Source organism: Sphingobacterium tabacisoli (genome assembly GCF_017908035.1).
GTDB lineage: Bacteria > Bacteroidota > Bacteroidia > Sphingobacteriales > Sphingobacteriaceae > Sphingobacterium > Sphingobacterium tabacisoli.
Map to the genome: position 1 here is coordinate 1,191,295 of NZ_JAEQMU010000001.1, position 16,951 is coordinate 1,208,245.

The 16,951-nt window shown below is 40.8% G+C and carries 14 protein-coding genes; 6 read left to right on the top strand and 8 right to left on the bottom strand.

Annotated elements, in window-relative coordinates; translation table 11 throughout:
• Positions 1-462: 462 nt before the first annotated feature.
• The 3 genes from JKG64_RS04960 to JKG64_RS04970 are packed head-to-tail and all read left to right on the top strand — an operon-like array spanning position 463 to position 2,275.
• A complete protein-coding gene (locus tag JKG64_RS04960; RefSeq protein ID WP_210353226.1) occupies positions 463-765 on the top strand; it encodes a hypothetical protein in 303 nt (100 codons plus the stop codon).
• Positions 765-1,133, top strand: coding sequence for a hypothetical protein (locus JKG64_RS04965; protein ID WP_210353227.1), 369 nt, complete (start codon positions 765-767; stop codon positions 1,131-1,133). The genes JKG64_RS04960 and JKG64_RS04965 overlap by 1 nt, the downstream gene beginning before the upstream one ends.
• Positions 1,133-2,275, top strand: coding sequence for a glutathionylspermidine synthase family protein (locus tag JKG64_RS04970; RefSeq protein ID WP_210353228.1), 1,143 nt, complete (start codon positions 1,133-1,135; stop codon positions 2,273-2,275). The genes JKG64_RS04965 and JKG64_RS04970 overlap by 1 nt, the downstream gene beginning before the upstream one ends.
• 57 nt (positions 2,276-2,332) lie before the next feature.
• Here JKG64_RS04970 and JKG64_RS04975 read toward each other — a convergent pair whose 3' ends face one another.
• Positions 2,333-3,367, bottom strand: a complete 1,035-nt coding sequence (locus JKG64_RS04975; protein ID WP_210353229.1) for a YncE family protein — start codon at positions 3,365-3,367, stop codon at positions 2,333-2,335.
• Between the two features lie 187 nt (positions 3,368-3,554).
• Between JKG64_RS04975 and JKG64_RS04980 the strand changes: the two genes are divergently transcribed.
• Genes JKG64_RS04980 through JKG64_RS04990 form a run of 3 tightly spaced genes read left to right on the top strand, consistent with a single transcriptional unit; the run spans position 3,555 to position 5,079 of the window.
• Complete coding sequence (locus JKG64_RS04980) at positions 3,555-3,851, top strand: hypothetical protein (protein ID WP_210353230.1); 297 nt, start codon at positions 3,555-3,557, stop codon at positions 3,849-3,851.
• Between the two features lie 55 nt (positions 3,852-3,906).
• Positions 3,907-4,377: a YdeI/OmpD-associated family protein gene (locus JKG64_RS04985; protein WP_210353231.1), complete on the top strand. Its 471-nt coding sequence runs from the start codon at positions 3,907-3,909 to the stop codon at positions 4,375-4,377.
• Positions 4,378-4,383: 6 nt separating this feature from the next.
• A complete protein-coding gene (locus JKG64_RS04990; protein WP_210353232.1) occupies positions 4,384-5,079 on the top strand; it encodes an SDR family NAD(P)-dependent oxidoreductase in 696 nt (231 codons plus the stop codon).
• 24 nt (positions 5,080-5,103) lie between these two features.
• Here the strand turns inward: JKG64_RS04990 and JKG64_RS04995 are convergent, their stop codons facing one another.
• From JKG64_RS04995 to JKG64_RS05025, 7 genes are all read right to left on the bottom strand, one after another.
• Complete coding sequence (locus tag JKG64_RS04995; RefSeq protein ID WP_210353233.1) at positions 5,104-5,571, bottom strand: SgcJ/EcaC family oxidoreductase; 468 nt, start codon at positions 5,569-5,571, stop codon at positions 5,104-5,106.
• A 92-nt stretch (positions 5,572-5,663) separates the two neighbouring features.
• Positions 5,664-6,476, bottom strand: coding sequence for a hypothetical protein (locus JKG64_RS05000; protein ID WP_210353234.1), 813 nt, complete (start codon positions 6,474-6,476; stop codon positions 5,664-5,666).
• Positions 6,477-6,480: 4 nt separating this feature from the next.
• Entirely contained in the window at positions 6,481-8,652 is a 2,172-nt protein-coding gene (locus tag JKG64_RS05005; protein ID WP_210353235.1) for a BACON domain-containing protein, read from the bottom strand.
• A 15-nt stretch (positions 8,653-8,667) separates the two neighbouring features.
• A complete protein-coding gene (locus tag JKG64_RS05010; protein ID WP_210353236.1) occupies positions 8,668-11,076 on the bottom strand; it encodes a BACON domain-containing protein in 2,409 nt (802 codons plus the stop codon).
• A gap of 26 nt (positions 11,077-11,102) precedes the next feature.
• On the bottom strand, positions 11,103-12,026 hold the full coding sequence (locus JKG64_RS05015; RefSeq protein WP_210353237.1) for an endonuclease/exonuclease/phosphatase family protein: 924 nt from the start codon (positions 12,024-12,026) through the stop codon (positions 11,103-11,105).
• A complete protein-coding gene (locus JKG64_RS05020; RefSeq protein WP_210353238.1) occupies positions 12,013-13,491 on the bottom strand; it encodes a RagB/SusD family nutrient uptake outer membrane protein in 1,479 nt (492 codons plus the stop codon). The genes JKG64_RS05015 and JKG64_RS05020 overlap by 14 nt, the downstream gene beginning before the upstream one ends.
• 17 nt (positions 13,492-13,508) lie before the next feature.
• The gene (locus tag JKG64_RS05025; protein ID WP_210353239.1) at positions 13,509-16,859 is read right to left on the bottom strand and encodes a TonB-dependent receptor; all 3,351 of its coding nucleotides are present in this window, start codon (positions 16,857-16,859) and stop codon (positions 13,509-13,511) included.
• Positions 16,860-16,951: the final 92 nt, after the last annotated feature.

Below are 16,951 nucleotides of genomic sequence, written 5' to 3' on the forward strand. Positions count from 1 at the left end.
ATGTATATATTTTGTCTTTTATCTGTCATTAACTTGTTCCGATTTATCGGAATGGAATATCCAAACCGAGTGTAACGAGCTCACGAACTAATTACATTCATTGCTGTTTGTGCAGTTTCTACTACATGAATATTTCATAATGCTTTAAATTACACAATCATTATGGAGAGCGCTCTATAAACGTAGACAATTAACTCTTTAAAATATTTTATACTATTTTCATTTTTTTTCAAAACGCACATCAGATCTTTATCTCCGTCCTTAATTTTGATTTCTTAAAAATGAAGTCGGCACGAAATAAAACCAAAGCAACAATCTCCCAAAGACTACGCAAACCATCCCGTCAACTGAATCTGACAAAAATTGATATTTCTATGGCAAGAGTTAAATAGCATATGAGACACATGCTTTCTTAATTCCTACATTTTTTTAATACAAGGAATAATGGCATATTTGTATTGTATGAACGCAATAAAATATCTATTTGGAATACTTTCTATTTCTTTGTTAGCCTCTTGCGGTGGCGCTCAAAAAGAGCAGACACTGGAACAGCTTGATAAAAAATCAGCTCGAGAGGTCACATTAAAGACAGTTACCCTTGGTGACACCGTACTACATATCACGACACAACATATTTGGTATAATGGTGAGCAGGTTGCCTCAAAAAGTGATACATTAAAAACGCCAGTCGCCCCAAACACATGGGATGGAGTCGATTCGACAAAGACGTTGAGTAAAGTACCTATTTATGTAACCGTACAATAATGAGAAAACCATCAGCAAAAAATATTCAACTGGTATTGATTACTTCTGTACTGGCATCCTGCGCACAACCGCAGCAGAAAGAAGATGACCGACAGCGGGTATACATGCGAGCAGACTCTACTGCAGCCTATACTGAAGTGACGGACAACTACCGCCAGGGGCACCATGGAATAGGAGGTATGGGTTCCTCACTCCTTTGGTTTATGGCTTTTAGACATATGGGCGGTGTATTGGGATATGCCAATAATAGCCTGCATCCACAATCTGTATCAGGAACCAATGCTGCTAAAGCGGCAGCAGTCAAAGCCCAACGTGGCGGATTTGGAAAAAGTGCAACTAGTGCCCCAAGAGCCTCATCAGGATCATAATGCAATTAAAGAAATTACGGATTGACCCCAACTGGGAGTCTCGACTAGAATCTATAGGTTACGGTTATCACACCTTAGATAACGTACCTTACTGGGTGGATGATTACTATTACGAAATCAACGTAAAAGAAGCAGACTTGATATACAAGGCCAGCAATGAGTTGTGGACAATGTGTCTTGATGCCGTTGAGTACATTATAAAAAACAAACGATACCATCATTTTCATATCCCCCCTCATATGATACACCATATCGAGCGGACCTGGGAAAATGATGAACCGTCCATCTATGGCCGTTTTGACTTTGCTTATGACAAGACTAATGGTGCCCTCAAAATGTTGGAATTCAACGCAGATACACCGACCTCGCTATTTGAAACAGGTATTGTACAGTGGTACTGGAAGAAACATTATTTCCCTGAATTGACCGATCAGTTTAATAGTATACACGAACAGTTGATCAACTGTTGGGGCGAACTCAAGCCTTATCTGAATGGGGATATCCTTCACTTTTCCTGTGCAAAGGAAACACTGGAAGACCTTACAAATATTGAATACTTACGCGACACGGCAATCCAGGCAGGCCTACAGACCAAATTGATTTATATTGATGATATTGGCTGGTCAGGCCGTAACTTTGTGGACCTTGAAGGCGAGCCCATCCAATCTATATTCAAACTCTATCCTTGGGAGTGGATGATACGTGAGGAATTTGGAGTCCACATCATCAACGATCTAAACAAGACACAATGGATTGAACCTTCATGGAAAATGTTGCTCTCCAACAAGGCGATACTCCCCATCCTTTGGGAGTTATACCCCAATCATCCTTATCTATTGGCATCGTATTTTGAGGAACCTGGGCATCTCAAACATTTCGTTAAAAAGCCTATTCTATCCCGAGAGGGTGCCAACATAGAGATGTACTACGACAAGCAGATGATTTACGCAACCGCCGGTGAATATGGAGATGAAGACTATATCTACCAAGAGCTCGCCACATTACATCGTGAAGAAACCGGATTTTCCATCATCGGCAGCTGGATTATAGGACAAGAGTCCTGTGGAATCTCCTTCCGTGAATCCGATATGCCGATCACGACGGATCAAAGCCGGTTTGTGCCACATATTATAAGACATTAAAAAACAAAGAGCGCTCATCAATGATGCGGCGCTCTTGTACTAACAAATAAAATAATACTAAATCCTATTAATTTTCAAAACGGTATTTGCGTTTTCTACAGGCTCGCCTTTCTTTCCAGCTTGCTTATTTGTGACGTATATCGCACCCGATGCAGGGTCTAATGTAATTGTATTCGGCAACCCTTGAGTTGCGATACGTTCTATCACCTGATAGCTATCTGTATTGATAACCGCTACCTCCTGCTTATTCCGATTAGCGGTATACAACAGTTTGCTTTTCTCATCATAGACCAGTCCTATAGGTGATGAATCATAACCTAAATAAACCTTCTGTAGGATATCACCTGTATTACCATCCACTATCGTTACGTTGTTATCATTAGACTGACTTACAAATAAGCGATTACCAGCCTTATCCAACGCAATATTTAGAGGACAGTAAGACCATGTTTTAAACTGACCTTCCAAGTTTCCAGACTCACTGTTATAGACGAGAATATTCCCCTCCATTGTATTAGCATCTGTACCATATACCTTGCCACGCTGGGCATCTACATTCACACCTAGCAGGTACGCTCCTTCTTTTTCAAATGCACCTACATAGGTGTTGCTATTACCATCAATTTCCCAAATAGAAGGATTCCCATGATCAGAGACATAGACTTTATTACGGATCTCATCTACTGCAATCTCGCGAATCTTCGATTTTTTGTTTCCACTCGATATCACTTGCTGTTTTTTGCTCTTCAAATCAATTGCACTGACCGCATCCTGTAGAGAATGCCCCACATAAAGAGTCTGTGTTTTATTATTCAGGGCAATTCCAAAAGGAAGGTATTTTCCCAACGCAATAGAATCCTTTACCGCTAAGCTCTGTCCATCCAGTACATAGACAAAATTCTCCGCATTCTTATCAAACCCCCTTTTAGGTCCAGCAACATATACGAGATTATTGGTTGGATTATATACCAATTGATAAAGTTCATTAGGCAGTTTTTGCATCTGCTCAATTTTAAAATTAGCACTATTCTCTTGACCGTATACAAGAGCTGAAGCTAGCGTCAACGCGGCACCTAAAAGTATGTGTTTCATATTTTATAATATTAATTTAGACTGATTTTTAATAATCGTCTACTATAAGAGTTGCTCAACATTCCTATTACCGAAGTAGTGCACTGTAATAAGCCTAAAATCTTGATCATAATTTTGGTTGCTATCTGCTTCAGCCTCCTTGTAGCTATAGATTAAAACAGTAAATTTGAGTTTAGTTTAGCAATTTATGTTCAAAAAGACATTTTACCTCGTCCCCATTTTATTTCTTTTCTCCTGTGCGAGCAAACAGGAAAGCCAAAACGTCAGCTGGTATAAAGACCAAGTTATTGAACAGCTCGAACCTCAGGGAGACTCGACCTATCGTGTACAGATTGGCATTATGGCCTCTTCGTTCTGGTTGACAAAAGACAGCAAAGATTTCACAAAGCACTTTTCGCTATTGGAAAATAGTCTGAAGAACCGTAATCACCTTGATATAGGTGTAGAAAATGGGAGTAACAAAATAATCTTGATCAAAAAGTAGATCTACTGCGTTATAGTCAATCCATACTGCTACCTAATAATCAGACCTCCATACAATGACTGGCACCTTATTAACGGACAAACAGTACACCATCGAGAAATTTGAAGGCAAAGGCGGGTGGACCTATGTCAGACTTCCGGAAATAGCACCGAGCAAAAACGCTCCCTTTGGCTGGGTCAGGGTCAGTGGCTCTGTCGACCATTACCCCATCAAAGCCTATAATCTGCAGTCAATGGGTCAAGGGATATTCTTTTTACCTTTAAAAGCCGAGCTTCGAAAGCATATTAAAAAGCAAGCCGGAGATCTGGTACATGTCCTACTATTTGAAGATAATACACCGACTGAAATTCCAGAGGAATTAATCTTATGCCTATCCGAAGAAAATCAGGTTTATGAAACCTTCTGCTCCTACAGTGATGGCGAAAAGAAAAACATTGTAGACTGGATATACGCTGCCAAGACCGACCGTGTCAAGGTAGAGCGTATCGTTAAGACATTAGAACATATCTCCGCAAAAATCATTTAAAACTACATGGATAAAAAAACATACTTAATTTTTGGGGTCAGTAAGGGACTGGGAAAAGCAATCGCTCAACAGCTACCGAACAAAGAAGATACGGTATTCGGTATTTCGAGAAGTAAACCGAGCTACCTAGAAGAGCAAGAAAATATGCGCTGGATAGCCGCTGATTTAGCAGCTCCTAATTCAGCGAATCGCATACTAATGGACGAAATCCAAGATCAAAGAGTAGACTACTTTATCTATAATGTAGGGATCTGGGAAGACCTCGCCTTCTCGCCTGACTATGATTTCCAAAACGTATCCGAAAGCGAAATTATTACTATTGTTAATACGAATATCACCTCCTGCCTGCTGACGGTACAATCGATTATCGCAAACCTCAAACAAGCGAGTAATGCAAAAGTAATTTTTATAGGATCGACATGGGGATTAGATAATCATAAAGGGAAAGAAGTTGTATTCTCGGCATCCAAATTTGCATTAAGGGGTATCATCCATGCTTTACGCGAAAACCTTCGTCTGCACAAAATTGGAGTTTCTGTTTTAAATCTCGGATACTTAGCAACAGAACCGGAAGATCAAAAAAGCGAAACCCTTATCCCTTTAGTAGACGTAATTTCCGCCCTTCGCTTCATAATCAGTACCTCCAACTCTAGCTGCGTCAAAGAGATCAACATGCCAGCTATGCAGGACGACAATATATAGGTTAATTTTCGATTGTAAGGCTTGCTATTGGTTACGGTCTCTATAATCGACTGCCTGTAGCGTGCCATCTTCGCGTTTGATATGTGTTTCGGCTCCAATTACGATATCTGTATTTTGCGCTGAGACACAGAACCAACCTTTTGACTGTTTTCGAGTGACAAAAAGAAACATATTATTACGAGTACCTGCCTTACCATCCAAATCGCTCTGTCCCGAAAGTTGCATCCGAGCATGTATCACTGCGATATCTTCAGAAAGATACTTTACTTTTACTTTCCCCAATTTCAATAGAGAATTCTTAAAGATCACGGTCAATCCGTAGTCATGGGCTTTGCGAATAGCCTCCCGATTGTCCCACCAGATACCGACCACATTGACAAAATCGGCATTTTCCTCAAATAAATCAGCAATATAATCAGCTCGACGTAAGTTCCAGGCTTCAACGAATAAAACAGGGATATCTTCCGGATTTGTAACTATAGGCGCTATCATCTTTTTTCTATGGGGCTAATGTTATTGACACTGAATATACACATTTTCGGTAAGATAAAAACGGGCTGTCTTTTTCAAAACAGCCCGTAATGTTACCAAGTAACGATCAAATCCGCTAAAATTGGAAGATGGTCCAGATCATTCAAGTGCGTGAATGGAGCAGATACATTCATTATTTTAATGTTGCTACTCGTTACGATATTATCGATACTCCTGTTGGGTACAGCCCCAACCCGACCTTCAGCAGCATTTGTGCCTACTGCAGTACCGAACCAGCCTTGTGCCCCCCCATTCGCCATATTAAAGCCAGCTTCTGTAAACTTCATCTGCACTTTATCAGCAGCATTCATATCCCCCATACAGATAAAGTATTCATACTTCTTTAACTCGGTCAATAGCGCATCAATTGAGCTGTTATGCCATTCCTTTTGCCAAGGAATGTGTGAAGATATAATCGTAATAGTCTTATTCCCCACTTTCAGATCACCTAATACGGCATAATAATCGCCATCCCACTTCTCTTGGCGTATGTTTTCCAAGGTGTAGTTCGTTGCGATACCGTTGTATATCCATTTATTCTCCTTACCGAAATAGACATTTTTATAGAATGGCTTCAGCAAAGCATCCTCAGCTACTACCGTACTATCTTTATCGAAATAACGATTCCATTCATTTACAGCAAACACATCCAATGCCTGTTCGCCAATCCAGCTTTTCCAACGGAACAGCTCTGCTTGCATCATCTTCCCATCTCCCTGAAATCCACCTAATCGACCTTGATTAAAGTGTCCCAAGTTATATACCCCTACTTTAATACGTAGGGGTAAGTTATTCTGTAATTGTCCGAAAGCGGTAGCACAGGTTAATGCGCAAAGTCCGAACAATCCTGTAATTTTTCTTATCATATCTTTATTTATTATAACGAATAGCTAAATAACCTATCCCTGTTGTTGTTGCCACAGACAACGGTTCACTTGCATAACTGTTGCCATCAGAAGCTAGATTCTTTTCGACAACCAATCGAAGATATACCTTTGATTTCCCTAACATTGCCAATGGAAGCTTGACATTAATATTTTTGTACGCAGCTAGCTGATGTATATTGGTATTTGCAAATAAAGGAGCATCCGGAACAGTATAACTTTTTATTTTAGTCCAAGTTCCATCCATATTGCCATGTTCAGACCATTCTACTTTCCAATAGCGTGGGGCACCTTTTCCAGTTCCTCCCACCAGATTATTTACGGTAAACTGCAGTGAAAGCTGACTCGTATTAATCCCCAGCGTAGAGAAGTCTATAACAAACCCTTCTCCTCTATTCTTTTCATAATTCCACCATGTATTGTTAGCCGTAATTGCCGCATTGGTCACAGCTCCTTTGCCATCAGAGTTAGTGTTGGCTTCCGTATTCTGTTTACTACCTGAGCCTGTCAACACACCATTTCCATATTGATTTGTATTCCCTAGATTCTCTTTCCCAACCGGGCCTAGATAGCTGTAATCTATACTTCTACTCAGACTCACTGTATTTGTAGAAAAAGTTATGCTACCATTGTTACCCAATGTAGGTAAAGCGATACCATTGGTAATATTAGGATATTGATACTCGGTCAGCAGTTCAGAAAAACCACTATTCAATGCTGCGTTTACTTTAATATCCTCTTTAGCCAAATGACGTATCTGATATCTTCCGATATTTCCATAATCTTGTTCCAAATTCGCATCTTGATACTCAAAACGTGTGAACTTTTCATGCACAATGATACCAGAAATTGTCCCTGATCCAGCAGGTAACATACTGCCATCTCTACGATAACTGGTACGTGTATTCGTTAAAGTAAAGAAGTCATCTCCATTTTTATCACGCATCAGTAAAGGGTATTTACCGATTCGATGTGCCGCGAATAAAGTAGAGTACCCCTCATTGATCGGTGTAAAGGAACCTTTTCGGATCGGGAACTCCACATCTTTCAAGGTAACAAAGGTATAAAGATCGTCATCTGTCAGGTCTCCCATATATTTCTGCTTAATAGCAAGCTGACTGACAGTGCCTTCCTCCTGTTTCATTACCATCATCGATGTTACACCTGTTAGCGTGTAACGATTCGGATTAACCTCCCGTTCTACCCCTACACCTTTTAACAGAATCTGCACCTTACCATATCTCTTGAAGATATTATCAGCAGGAGTACTGGTTATAATACGAAAGCCGTAGCGTCCATCCAAACTCTGAACATATACTGTACGGTCATTTTCCGTATAGTTAATGGCTGTTGGAGTCGTCTGAGGAGCATCCCCCACATTCGGATTACCCGCATCACTGACCACGTGCCCTTCGATATACAAATCAGAAGTTATCTTCTCTCCAGCCCACACCCGTATCTCTGGAAAATCTGCTTGAGTTCCGAACTCATTCTGTGCATTTGCCTGCAACAGATATAGCGTAGACACGTGTTCGGTATCCCAGCCATCTTTGTAAGAAAGGCGAACCTGTACATTGCGCAATTCTGTCTGCGAAGTGTTCGGTTTGACCGTAAAACTAAAGTTTTCAGTATTCGGATCGTAGGCAAAATCCTCATTGACCCAGGCTTCCACATCCGGAGTAGGATAAATAACCTTTATAGTCAAATCTTCCAGTGGTATATTGGTCTTTAGTTTGCCGACTACAGCACCTCCATCTCCCAATACAGTTGTATTCAAGGTTGGGAAATTCAATATAGGCTGCATCGTACCGCTCTGTTTAACCAAAACGGTATCATAGCGCTCGCTTTCGGAAGCATATAGTGCAACTACAGACTTACGAGGAAACCCAACGTTGGCTTCATGATCCAATAGGAAGCTGGTATCTCCCTTCATTTTAGCATTACTTAGCTTTAGCCAAGACTGTTCCTGCGGTAATACGACTTCAAAATTACCATTGGACAACACTTTAATCTCCAGCTGACCAGCGGTAGCCGGAATTGTATACTCTTTTTTTGCAGCCCCAAGTTCTGAAAACTTCAGGTATTCTGCATCATCTTTCTTGCATGCTAAAGCTAACAACAGTGAGCAAAAAGCAGCAATATATTGTAATCTGACCATCTTTCTATCTTAATTTTAAGGTATGTATTTAACCGCGACTGCTCCCAAGCGGACAGTTACTATCGGTGATGACGCTGTAATTTTCCCACTCTCGGCACCGTTTGGCGAATCCGCTCCACAGATATCCCTCTGAGCCTGTAGCTTAACATAAACATTTGCTTTGCCCAATAACTCATTCGGCAATTTGAAGGTAAACGTATTCAGACCATTCGCCGTATATATGTGGTTTAGCCCCCAGCCCGCCAGCGGACGGATGCCATAAGTAGAATTCGGAAGCACATTATAATTGACGCCATCGAAAGAGTAAGCAATCTCCCAATAAGTCGGCACATTCAATGTTGCAACTGTTCCCGATCCTCCACCTTGGCTGAAATTCAACAACAACTGTCGAGCACTAATGCCAGTTGTCGAGAATTTGAATACAAATCCTTCACCCTTATTTGTGGTAGCGTTCCACCACTTCGTATTAAATTGGGCGGCAGAGCTTGGCACAGCTTTAGAAGTCGGATCAGTATGGAAAATCGGGTGTGCTCCCACCGAAGAAGCGGCCGCCGCGACTGTACATCCCATCTCACCACTACCAACTGCAGGTAGGATCTTATCTCCACTTTTCTGTATAGTTCCGTTGGCAGAGAGGTTGCTTGGATTCATCCATTTCCATTCGACAATAGTATTAGCCTTTTCTGCTCCGTTGAGCTTAATGTCAGATTGCGTTACTGGTCGGATCGAATAACGACCGATTTCACCTTCTCCATAACCATACTTAATCAACTTGTGATGCACGATAATACCAGAAAAGGTCCCTGATCCGGTAGGCAGAGTACTGCGGCTCCACGAAGTGGCAACATTCACTACCGCTTTCAAGCTGCTACCTTGATCATCATAAATCGCTGTAGGTACCGCATCGACATAAGGCGTAGTTGTCCCGGCCTGATTCCAATTAAAGACAGCGGCATACCCCATATTTACATTTACATAACTACCATAAGGCACCGAAATGCTGGTATTCTTTAACGTGACATAAGTATACATATCACTGTCGTTTAATTCACCTATCGTTTTAGATTTTGTCGGTAGGCTAGTTGCAGTACCCGCTTCTGATTTAACAATCGTACTGGCAACAAGTCCCTTTATTGTATACCGTGTTGGATTCGATTCTTTCACCAGTACCAGACCATCTACAGAAAGTGCTACTTTGCTGTAACGTTTCAATGTATTGGCCCCCTTGGTGGCAAACTTCAATCTTATTCCTGAGCTTCCCTTTCCGTTTTGCACATAGGCAGTTTTGAGCGACTCATCGTAGTCAATAGCATTGAATGACAGATTCGGATTTACTTCCATATTTGCATTCGTCGCGTCAGAGATTACAAAAGCCTCTAAAACCTGGAGTGGAGTATTAAGTTTGACTTCCCCTGTCTCCGTTGGAATCAATGCTTTCAGATCGTCCATAGTCAGATACTCAAAGTCATCTGCTGACTGTTCGATTTGGTGTTGCAAATTGATATAGTTCGTGCCATTGTTCGTGTATTTCAATTCTACTTGGGCAGTGCGCCTTTCACCAGAATTATTCTGGCGAACAGCAATCATCAATAAGCTATCATTTGCTAATTCGACCTTTTCAATCCAATCTGCACCTTGCTCATATGTAATCACATGCTCAAAGTCCGAAAACAATGCGCCGACATTCCCCTTTACAATAACTGTATCAATCTTCGCATTCCTTGTCAACACAGAGACCTGCTTGCGGGATACCAATACGGGATCCTGTAAAGATTGGTCTACATCTGCGAATACAGTATACTCCTTATCAAATCCGTCTATAACTGTTAGGTATACCCTTACTGTACGATTTCTTCCTGCGTTATTTTCCAGAGCTCTAAATTGGAATCCATTATCTGTAAATGAAGCTTCAGTAATCCATTTTTCTGACGTCTCATCATCATAGAGATAGTCTATCTTTATATTTTTGACGTTAGACTTCAAGTCATTTACAATTGGTAGATTAATCTGAAAGGGATTCCTGGTAATCGTATATTTTGACTTTGAAAAACGGAAAGCAGCATTTAATCCTGCTTGGATTATCTTTACTTCCTGTTTCTCCTGACCTTTAGATATCACCAATGTCACAGAACGGGATACACCAAAATTCTGGGAATAGGAAAACAGGATATCCGAATTGCCCGTTCCTGACATACGGTCCAATGCCAGCCAATCTGCGTCTTCTTTGATCGCAACAGTCCAATCACCATCTGCATACACCATAATCTTTGTTTTCCCCTCTGTAGCTTCGAGATGCATTTCGTTGGTATTGACGGATAATGAAAGCCCCAAGTCAAATTTTCTCTCACACCCCATCAAAAAGGTCAAAAGAATAAGTACGAGACTTCTATGGATAAACATGTTATATATTGTTATCTTATTCATTTTTGTATTATTCGAGCGTTAAAATACTAGAGTAGTAAATGAAACATCATAGGCGGGTGATCTGAATACACCTTAGTAAACTCATCATAGATAGGCATAGCTTTAGTCACTTTTTTCAATATCGGTTCTGTTCCGAATATAAAATCAATTCGTCTCCCTGGGTACTGAAAATCATACTTGGCACTCCCATCTTCTTTATTGCCATGTAAGTAATGGATAGCATCAATATATCCCGCCCCCATGATTTCATCTATTGCCCAATAATTGTTAGTCGTTACAGATGGAGTATAATCTCGACGCGATACAGAGTTAAAATCTCCCATAAACAGCCAATCCTTCTCTTCTTTGAACTTCCGAATCGTACTGTCCAGCACAATCTTGGCTTCCTGCAAACGATAGTCATTTCCCAGATTATCACCGACAGTCTTCCAATAAGCCTGTGGCCAAAAATGAGTCACCACGATATTTAAGTCTGTATTTTTAAGTCTTGCAAAAATAGCCCCGTGAGACACATTCATCGTGATTCGACGTCTCGATTCGATCGGATACTTCGACGTTAAAGCTACTGGGTAATTATCTGTAGATTTAGGATTAGTAATCACATAATTATGTCCGTATCTCTTAGCTAATTTTTCCAGTTCCTTCTGATTGAAACCATTGACCTCTTGTAAAGCTAACACGTCGGGAGCTTGGGATTTGATCCATTCCACGAACTTATTATAATTGTTTGCTTTATCATTTTTCATTCCCTCCAGAATATTGTAACTGATTACTTTTAGCGTATCAGGCAATTTCACCTCTTCAGGTTCAGGCACCTCAATGACAGGCTCAGCCTCTTCCTTATCTTTACAGGAGACCATCACTAGTAACAGGACCGAGAAGAAAAGTATCCCTAGAAAAGCGGGTAACCTAAAACTCTTCATGTCTATATCTATATTAACCTTTTCCATAAAATTCATAAGCTTTGTTATCCAAATTATTTCCTGATTTCACGACTTCAATGTCAGGGATAGGATAGTATTCGTGGCATGGCAACATATTGTTTTTCAATGCTGCATAATCAGTGTAGTCATAAGTTGCCTGATACCATATCCCCCAGCGTACCAAATCATATTTGCGCTGATACTCGCCCAGCAACTCCCGTCCTCTCTCCTTTTGAATCTCTTCTCTCAACAGATCCCAGTTTTTAAATTCGTAGTTTGCTAAGCCGGCTCTATTGCGCACCATATTTAGGTATTTAATGGCGTCGTTCTGATTTCTAAGTTCCATATAATTCTCTGCCTGCATCAACAATGCATCAGCGTATCGAAATACGCGCTGATTATTGCCATCAGCAACATTATACATATTATAGGTCCAGAATTTAGTTCCTAGCCAAGGTCTTGTAGCTGTACTCTTAAATGCTACTCCCTTGTATTCCCAAGCCATATTAAGATTCGTTCTCAAATCCTCACCACCACGACGCATCACACTTTGAAAAAAGAAATTATTGGGCCTAAGAGGTGACCAGGTTGTAGAAGTAGAACCGAGTTCAGGTATCTCTACACCATCATAAATAGCTCCCGTACTGCGTGTAGGCATACAGATCGCTCCAGAGTTTGTCGTTACCTGCAATCCTGTTTCAGAATAAGTAAATTGGATCTCAAAAATGGATTCCAGAATATTCTTGTTTTTCAGGGCAATATCCGCCAGCGGGTACTTATTGAAGTCTCCATAAATAGTTTCTACCTTATCCATGGCATCTCGAGCCACATCCCATTTCTTATTCCATTGAGCGAGCTTTCCAATCAGCATCCATCCCATAGCAGCTCCAGAGCGATTCCCCGGTAGATCATTGGTGCGCACCTGTGCGAGGTGCGGAACATATTCCTGTAGCTCACCAATCAAATAGTCCCGTGTCGCTACTGCCGGCATTCTTCCCATTTTGGAGATTCTATCCAACACCTCGGCATTTGCTACATCCTCCGTATAAAAAGGTACATCGCCAAATGTTGAGGTCAGGAACCAATAATAATAAGCACGCATGACCATTCCCTCTGCTAACAGTCTGTTTTTGGTCTCTTCAGGTAATGGCGAACGTTTAATCCCCGCTATAATCGAATTACAGTACATCACTCCCTGGTAACCTAGATTCCACATACTTTGTCCAAAACGAGGTAAAGCAGGCGATATATCCAATTGCGCATCTAGCGTACCCGATGCGATATACATTAGATCTGTAACACCTTCCGTAGCGATTAAATAAGTATATGAATAAATCGATTTTAGAGGAATATAGGTAGAGTTTAGACCAGAGATACACTGTGCCTCTGTCAAGTAATAATTGTCTGTATTAACAAAAGACGTAGGCTCCTCGTCTATAGAACACCCCGTCCAGAGTAAACTGCTAATAAAAAATATAAATAGACGTTTCATTTATAAACATTTTTGATTTAATACCTTATTTGAATACTGCCCACGATAGTTCTAGGCTTTGGATAAGCCCCAATATCAACCCTTCTTAGTGTTGAAGTACTACTTGATGAAGAGACGTCCGGATCGAATCCATTGTATTTTTTCCAAACAAATAGATTCTCTCCTGCCAACCCAAACTGTACATCTCTTAATTTGTTTTTGGTCAGTTTACCCAGGTCCCATGTATACCCTATCGATACACTTTTAAGTCTCAAAAAACTAGCATCATACACCATACGGCTTGAAGCGATATTATCGACCGAACCCGCCCGAGGCAAGTCTGAATTTGGGTTACGAACAGGGTGCCAGCTATCTAACATATAGGTATACTGATTGGCAAAATTGCTCCCATTTCCCATCCATTGCTCTGAGATATTATAGATCTTGCCTCCTAACGAATAATTTAGAAAGACTCCAAGTGTCCACTTATCGTATCTAAAATTATTTTGTAAACCTCCGTGCACCAGTGGATCCGCATTGCCAAGATAGATCAGGTCATTTTCATTAAATACACCGTCGTGATTAGAATCGATATACCGGGCTGACCCTAAGCGGTACTGCTGCGCTGAAGCAGATACATAAGATTTTGTGATTTTATTTCTATCAATTTCTTCCTGCGACTTCCATGTACCTGCGTACTGGAATCCCCACAAGGCGTTCAATGGGTAATCTTTCACATAACCATACATCATGTAACTGTTATTACCAGATGCCGAATACGCACTTACATAACCATAATGACCGATATCATCTACCTTCTGCTTATTATGCGAGATAGAAAATGTACTCGACCATGAGAACTTATCTTTTTGTATATTTCGTGTTTCTATGCTAAACTCGAGTCCTCTATTAGAGGTTTTTCCGATATTTGCAAACCGAGTAGCATATCCGGTGTGTCTCGGGGTCTGCACATCAAGCAATAGGTCTTTGGTGTAAGACAGATAAGCCTCGAATGTCATGTTCACCCTATTGTTGAATAGTGCAATATCTGTAGCCACATTGTACATATCAGTTTTTTCCCAAGACAACTCTTCCGATGCTAGGCGTGATGGGTAAAATGCGACAGGCTGGGACCCGTTAAAGAGGTAACCACTGGTGGATGAGGAAAGAGCGGCCAAAGACCGATAAGAAGAGATACCATCATTCCCAGTACGTCCAGCACTCGTACGTATTGAAAGATCATTGATCCATTTTGAATCTTTTAGAAAATCCTCATTGCTTACGGTCCATTTTAATGCTGCTGAAGGAAAGAACGCCCATTTTTCATTCTTTGCGAAGTTGGATGCTCCATCCCTACGTCCTGTTACCGTGAGGTAGTATTTGCTCTTATAATTGTAATTGGCCCGTGCTAAATAGGACATCGAAGTCTTACTTGTATTCCCCGATCCACCGACATAATTTTCCTTATCTGGAATCGCATTCATATTATTCCAAAGAATGGCATCGGATTGATACCCCTCTCCACGTAGCGTGAGGTTATCATCCGTAATCTTCTGACCAACAAAACCAACTGTAAAATCAAAATGGTGAATATCATCCCATTTTTTCAGGTAGTTTAAAGTCGTTTGACTCATCAGATTGTTCTGTGTATACTCGCCTCTATACGCCATCCCCCCCTCATTATCGGCCTTAGCAGGTAGACTTCCCGGTTCATATTGGAAGCTGTGACGTCCATAGGAATAATAAGTCAACTGCGAATTCAACTTTAAATTCTTAATAGGCTCAATTTCAACATATCCCGTATTGGTGATACCATCATGCTTAATATTGTTTATCACATCAGCATCCAGAATTGACCGGGGCGAATTAAACTTTTGTCCAGAATACCACAGATCATTGAAATTATCATAAACCTTGATCATCGGATTCAAATAAATAGCACCACTCCACCAATTCGTTCCCCCTATAGTTACCAGATTTTTATTTTCATCTCGCTTGGTATAACTATATTTCAATCCTACTTTCATCCATGGAAAAAGCTGATAATCGAGATTCAATCGTCCTGTAAAACGTCCCAGGCCACTCTCCTGGATAATACCTTGCGTATTATCATAAGCAATGGAAGCGTAGTAACTACTTTTATTTCTTCCACCAGATAGAGAAAGATTGTGGGTGTGATAGGGAGCTATACGTGTTATTTCATCCACCCAATCGGTACCTTTCCCTAGTGAATAAGGGTCAGGATAAGGATAGGCCGACATAGGAGAATTGATTGTAATATCGCCGTAAGGATCAGCCGATGTAAACAAAGCATAGTCATTACGATACTGCGCATATTGCGAGGCATTCATGATATCTAACTTTCTAGGCAATTGAGAAAGGCCGACAGTACTTCGCAAGGTGATATTGTCCTTTCCAGACTTCCCTTGTTTAGTCGTGACAATAATAACACCATTACTACCGCGCGTACCATATATTGCCGTAGCAGAAGCATCTTTTAGCACAGATATAGATTCAATATCGGAAGTATTGATATCCGTCAGGCTACTCACCGCATCCATCACTCCATCAACAACAATAAGAGGCTCATTACTAGCCGTTATAGATCGGGTACCGCGTATACGGATTGAAGTCGTTGCACCTGGTTCCCCTGTAGTTGCTGTAAATTCCGCCCCAGGAACACGTCCCTGTAACGCCAGATCGACAGAAAGTACAGGAGCATCTTTAACATCTTCCATTTTGATATTAACAACAGAGCCCGTTAAATCTTTTTTCTTAACCTGTCCATAGCCAATGACAACAGCTTCTTCCATATCCGTGACTTTTTCCGTCAACACCACTTGAAGTTCTGCAATGCTATTTACGTTGATCTCTTTTTTATCAAAGCCCAAAAGAGAAAACTCCAATACCGTGGGAAGGGTCACTTCTAGACTAAATGTACCTGATTCATCTGTACGGGTTATTTTACCGGTAGATTTATCGCGTACAGTCACATTGGCCAATACCGCTCCAGTACTCAACTTAGTCACACCTTTTAGAATCTGTCGTTGAATCGCAGTCGCAATTGCACTTACGTTGTTTTTCTCATCCTGCTCATGCTTTGGCAATAGCACTATACTCCGTTCTTTACGCTTAAAATCCAACTCATAAGGTCTCAGTAATTGCCGCAACACATCTAGCGCTTCCATATTCACCAATTCAACATTGGCAATCGTACGATTAGGTAAGATTCCCTGCGCATAGAATACAGTGTACCCACTACGTTTTTCAAAATCTTTCAATAGAGTGGCCAAGCGAACATTCTTCCCTTTCAGCGTAATTTTCTGCCCAAAGGTACTCGCACTAAGGTGCATGGAGGCTACTAAAATCAGAATCCATGTCAATTTCATATACAATGGAATTTTCAATTTAGGTAAGTTAAAGGCATAGCATGCCCCTAACCTTTTTTTTTCATACATTTGTTAATAGGTTGAGAGTAATA

Coding starts and splice junctions, on each gene's coding strand:
- JKG64_RS05010 (WP_210353236.1), bottom strand. CDS start 11,076: ATGAATAAGATAACAATATATAACATGTTTATCCATAGAAGTCTCGTA.
- JKG64_RS04990 (WP_210353232.1), top strand. CDS start 4,384: ATGGATAAAAAAACATACTTAATTTTTGGGGTCAGTAAGGGACTGGGA.
- JKG64_RS04960 (WP_210353226.1), top strand. CDS start 463: ATGAACGCAATAAAATATCTATTTGGAATACTTTCTATTTCTTTGTTA.
- JKG64_RS05005 (WP_210353235.1), bottom strand. CDS start 8,652: ATGGTCAGATTACAATATATTGCTGCTTTTTGCTCACTGTTGTTAGCT.
- JKG64_RS05015 (WP_210353237.1), bottom strand. CDS start 12,026: ATGGAAAAGGTTAATATAGATATAGACATGAAGAGTTTTAGGTTACCC.
- JKG64_RS05000 (WP_210353234.1), bottom strand. CDS start 6,476: ATGATAAGAAAAATTACAGGATTGTTCGGACTTTGCGCATTAACCTGT.
- JKG64_RS04985 (WP_210353231.1), top strand. CDS start 3,907: ATGACTGGCACCTTATTAACGGACAAACAGTACACCATCGAGAAATTT.
- JKG64_RS04965 (WP_210353227.1), top strand. CDS start 765: ATGAGAAAACCATCAGCAAAAAATATTCAACTGGTATTGATTACTTCT.
- JKG64_RS05025 (WP_210353239.1), bottom strand. CDS start 16,859: ATGAAATTGACATGGATTCTGATTTTAGTAGCCTCCATGCACCTTAGT.
- JKG64_RS04980 (WP_210353230.1), top strand. CDS start 3,555: ATGTTCAAAAAGACATTTTACCTCGTCCCCATTTTATTTCTTTTCTCC.
- JKG64_RS04995 (WP_210353233.1), bottom strand. CDS start 5,571: ATGATAGCGCCTATAGTTACAAATCCGGAAGATATCCCTGTTTTATTC.
- JKG64_RS05020 (WP_210353238.1), bottom strand. CDS start 13,491: ATGAAACGTCTATTTATATTTTTTATTAGCAGTTTACTCTGGACGGGG.
- JKG64_RS04975 (WP_210353229.1), bottom strand. CDS start 3,367: ATGAAACACATACTTTTAGGTGCCGCGTTGACGCTAGCTTCAGCTCTT.
- JKG64_RS04970 (WP_210353228.1), top strand. CDS start 1,133: ATGCAATTAAAGAAATTACGGATTGACCCCAACTGGGAGTCTCGACTA.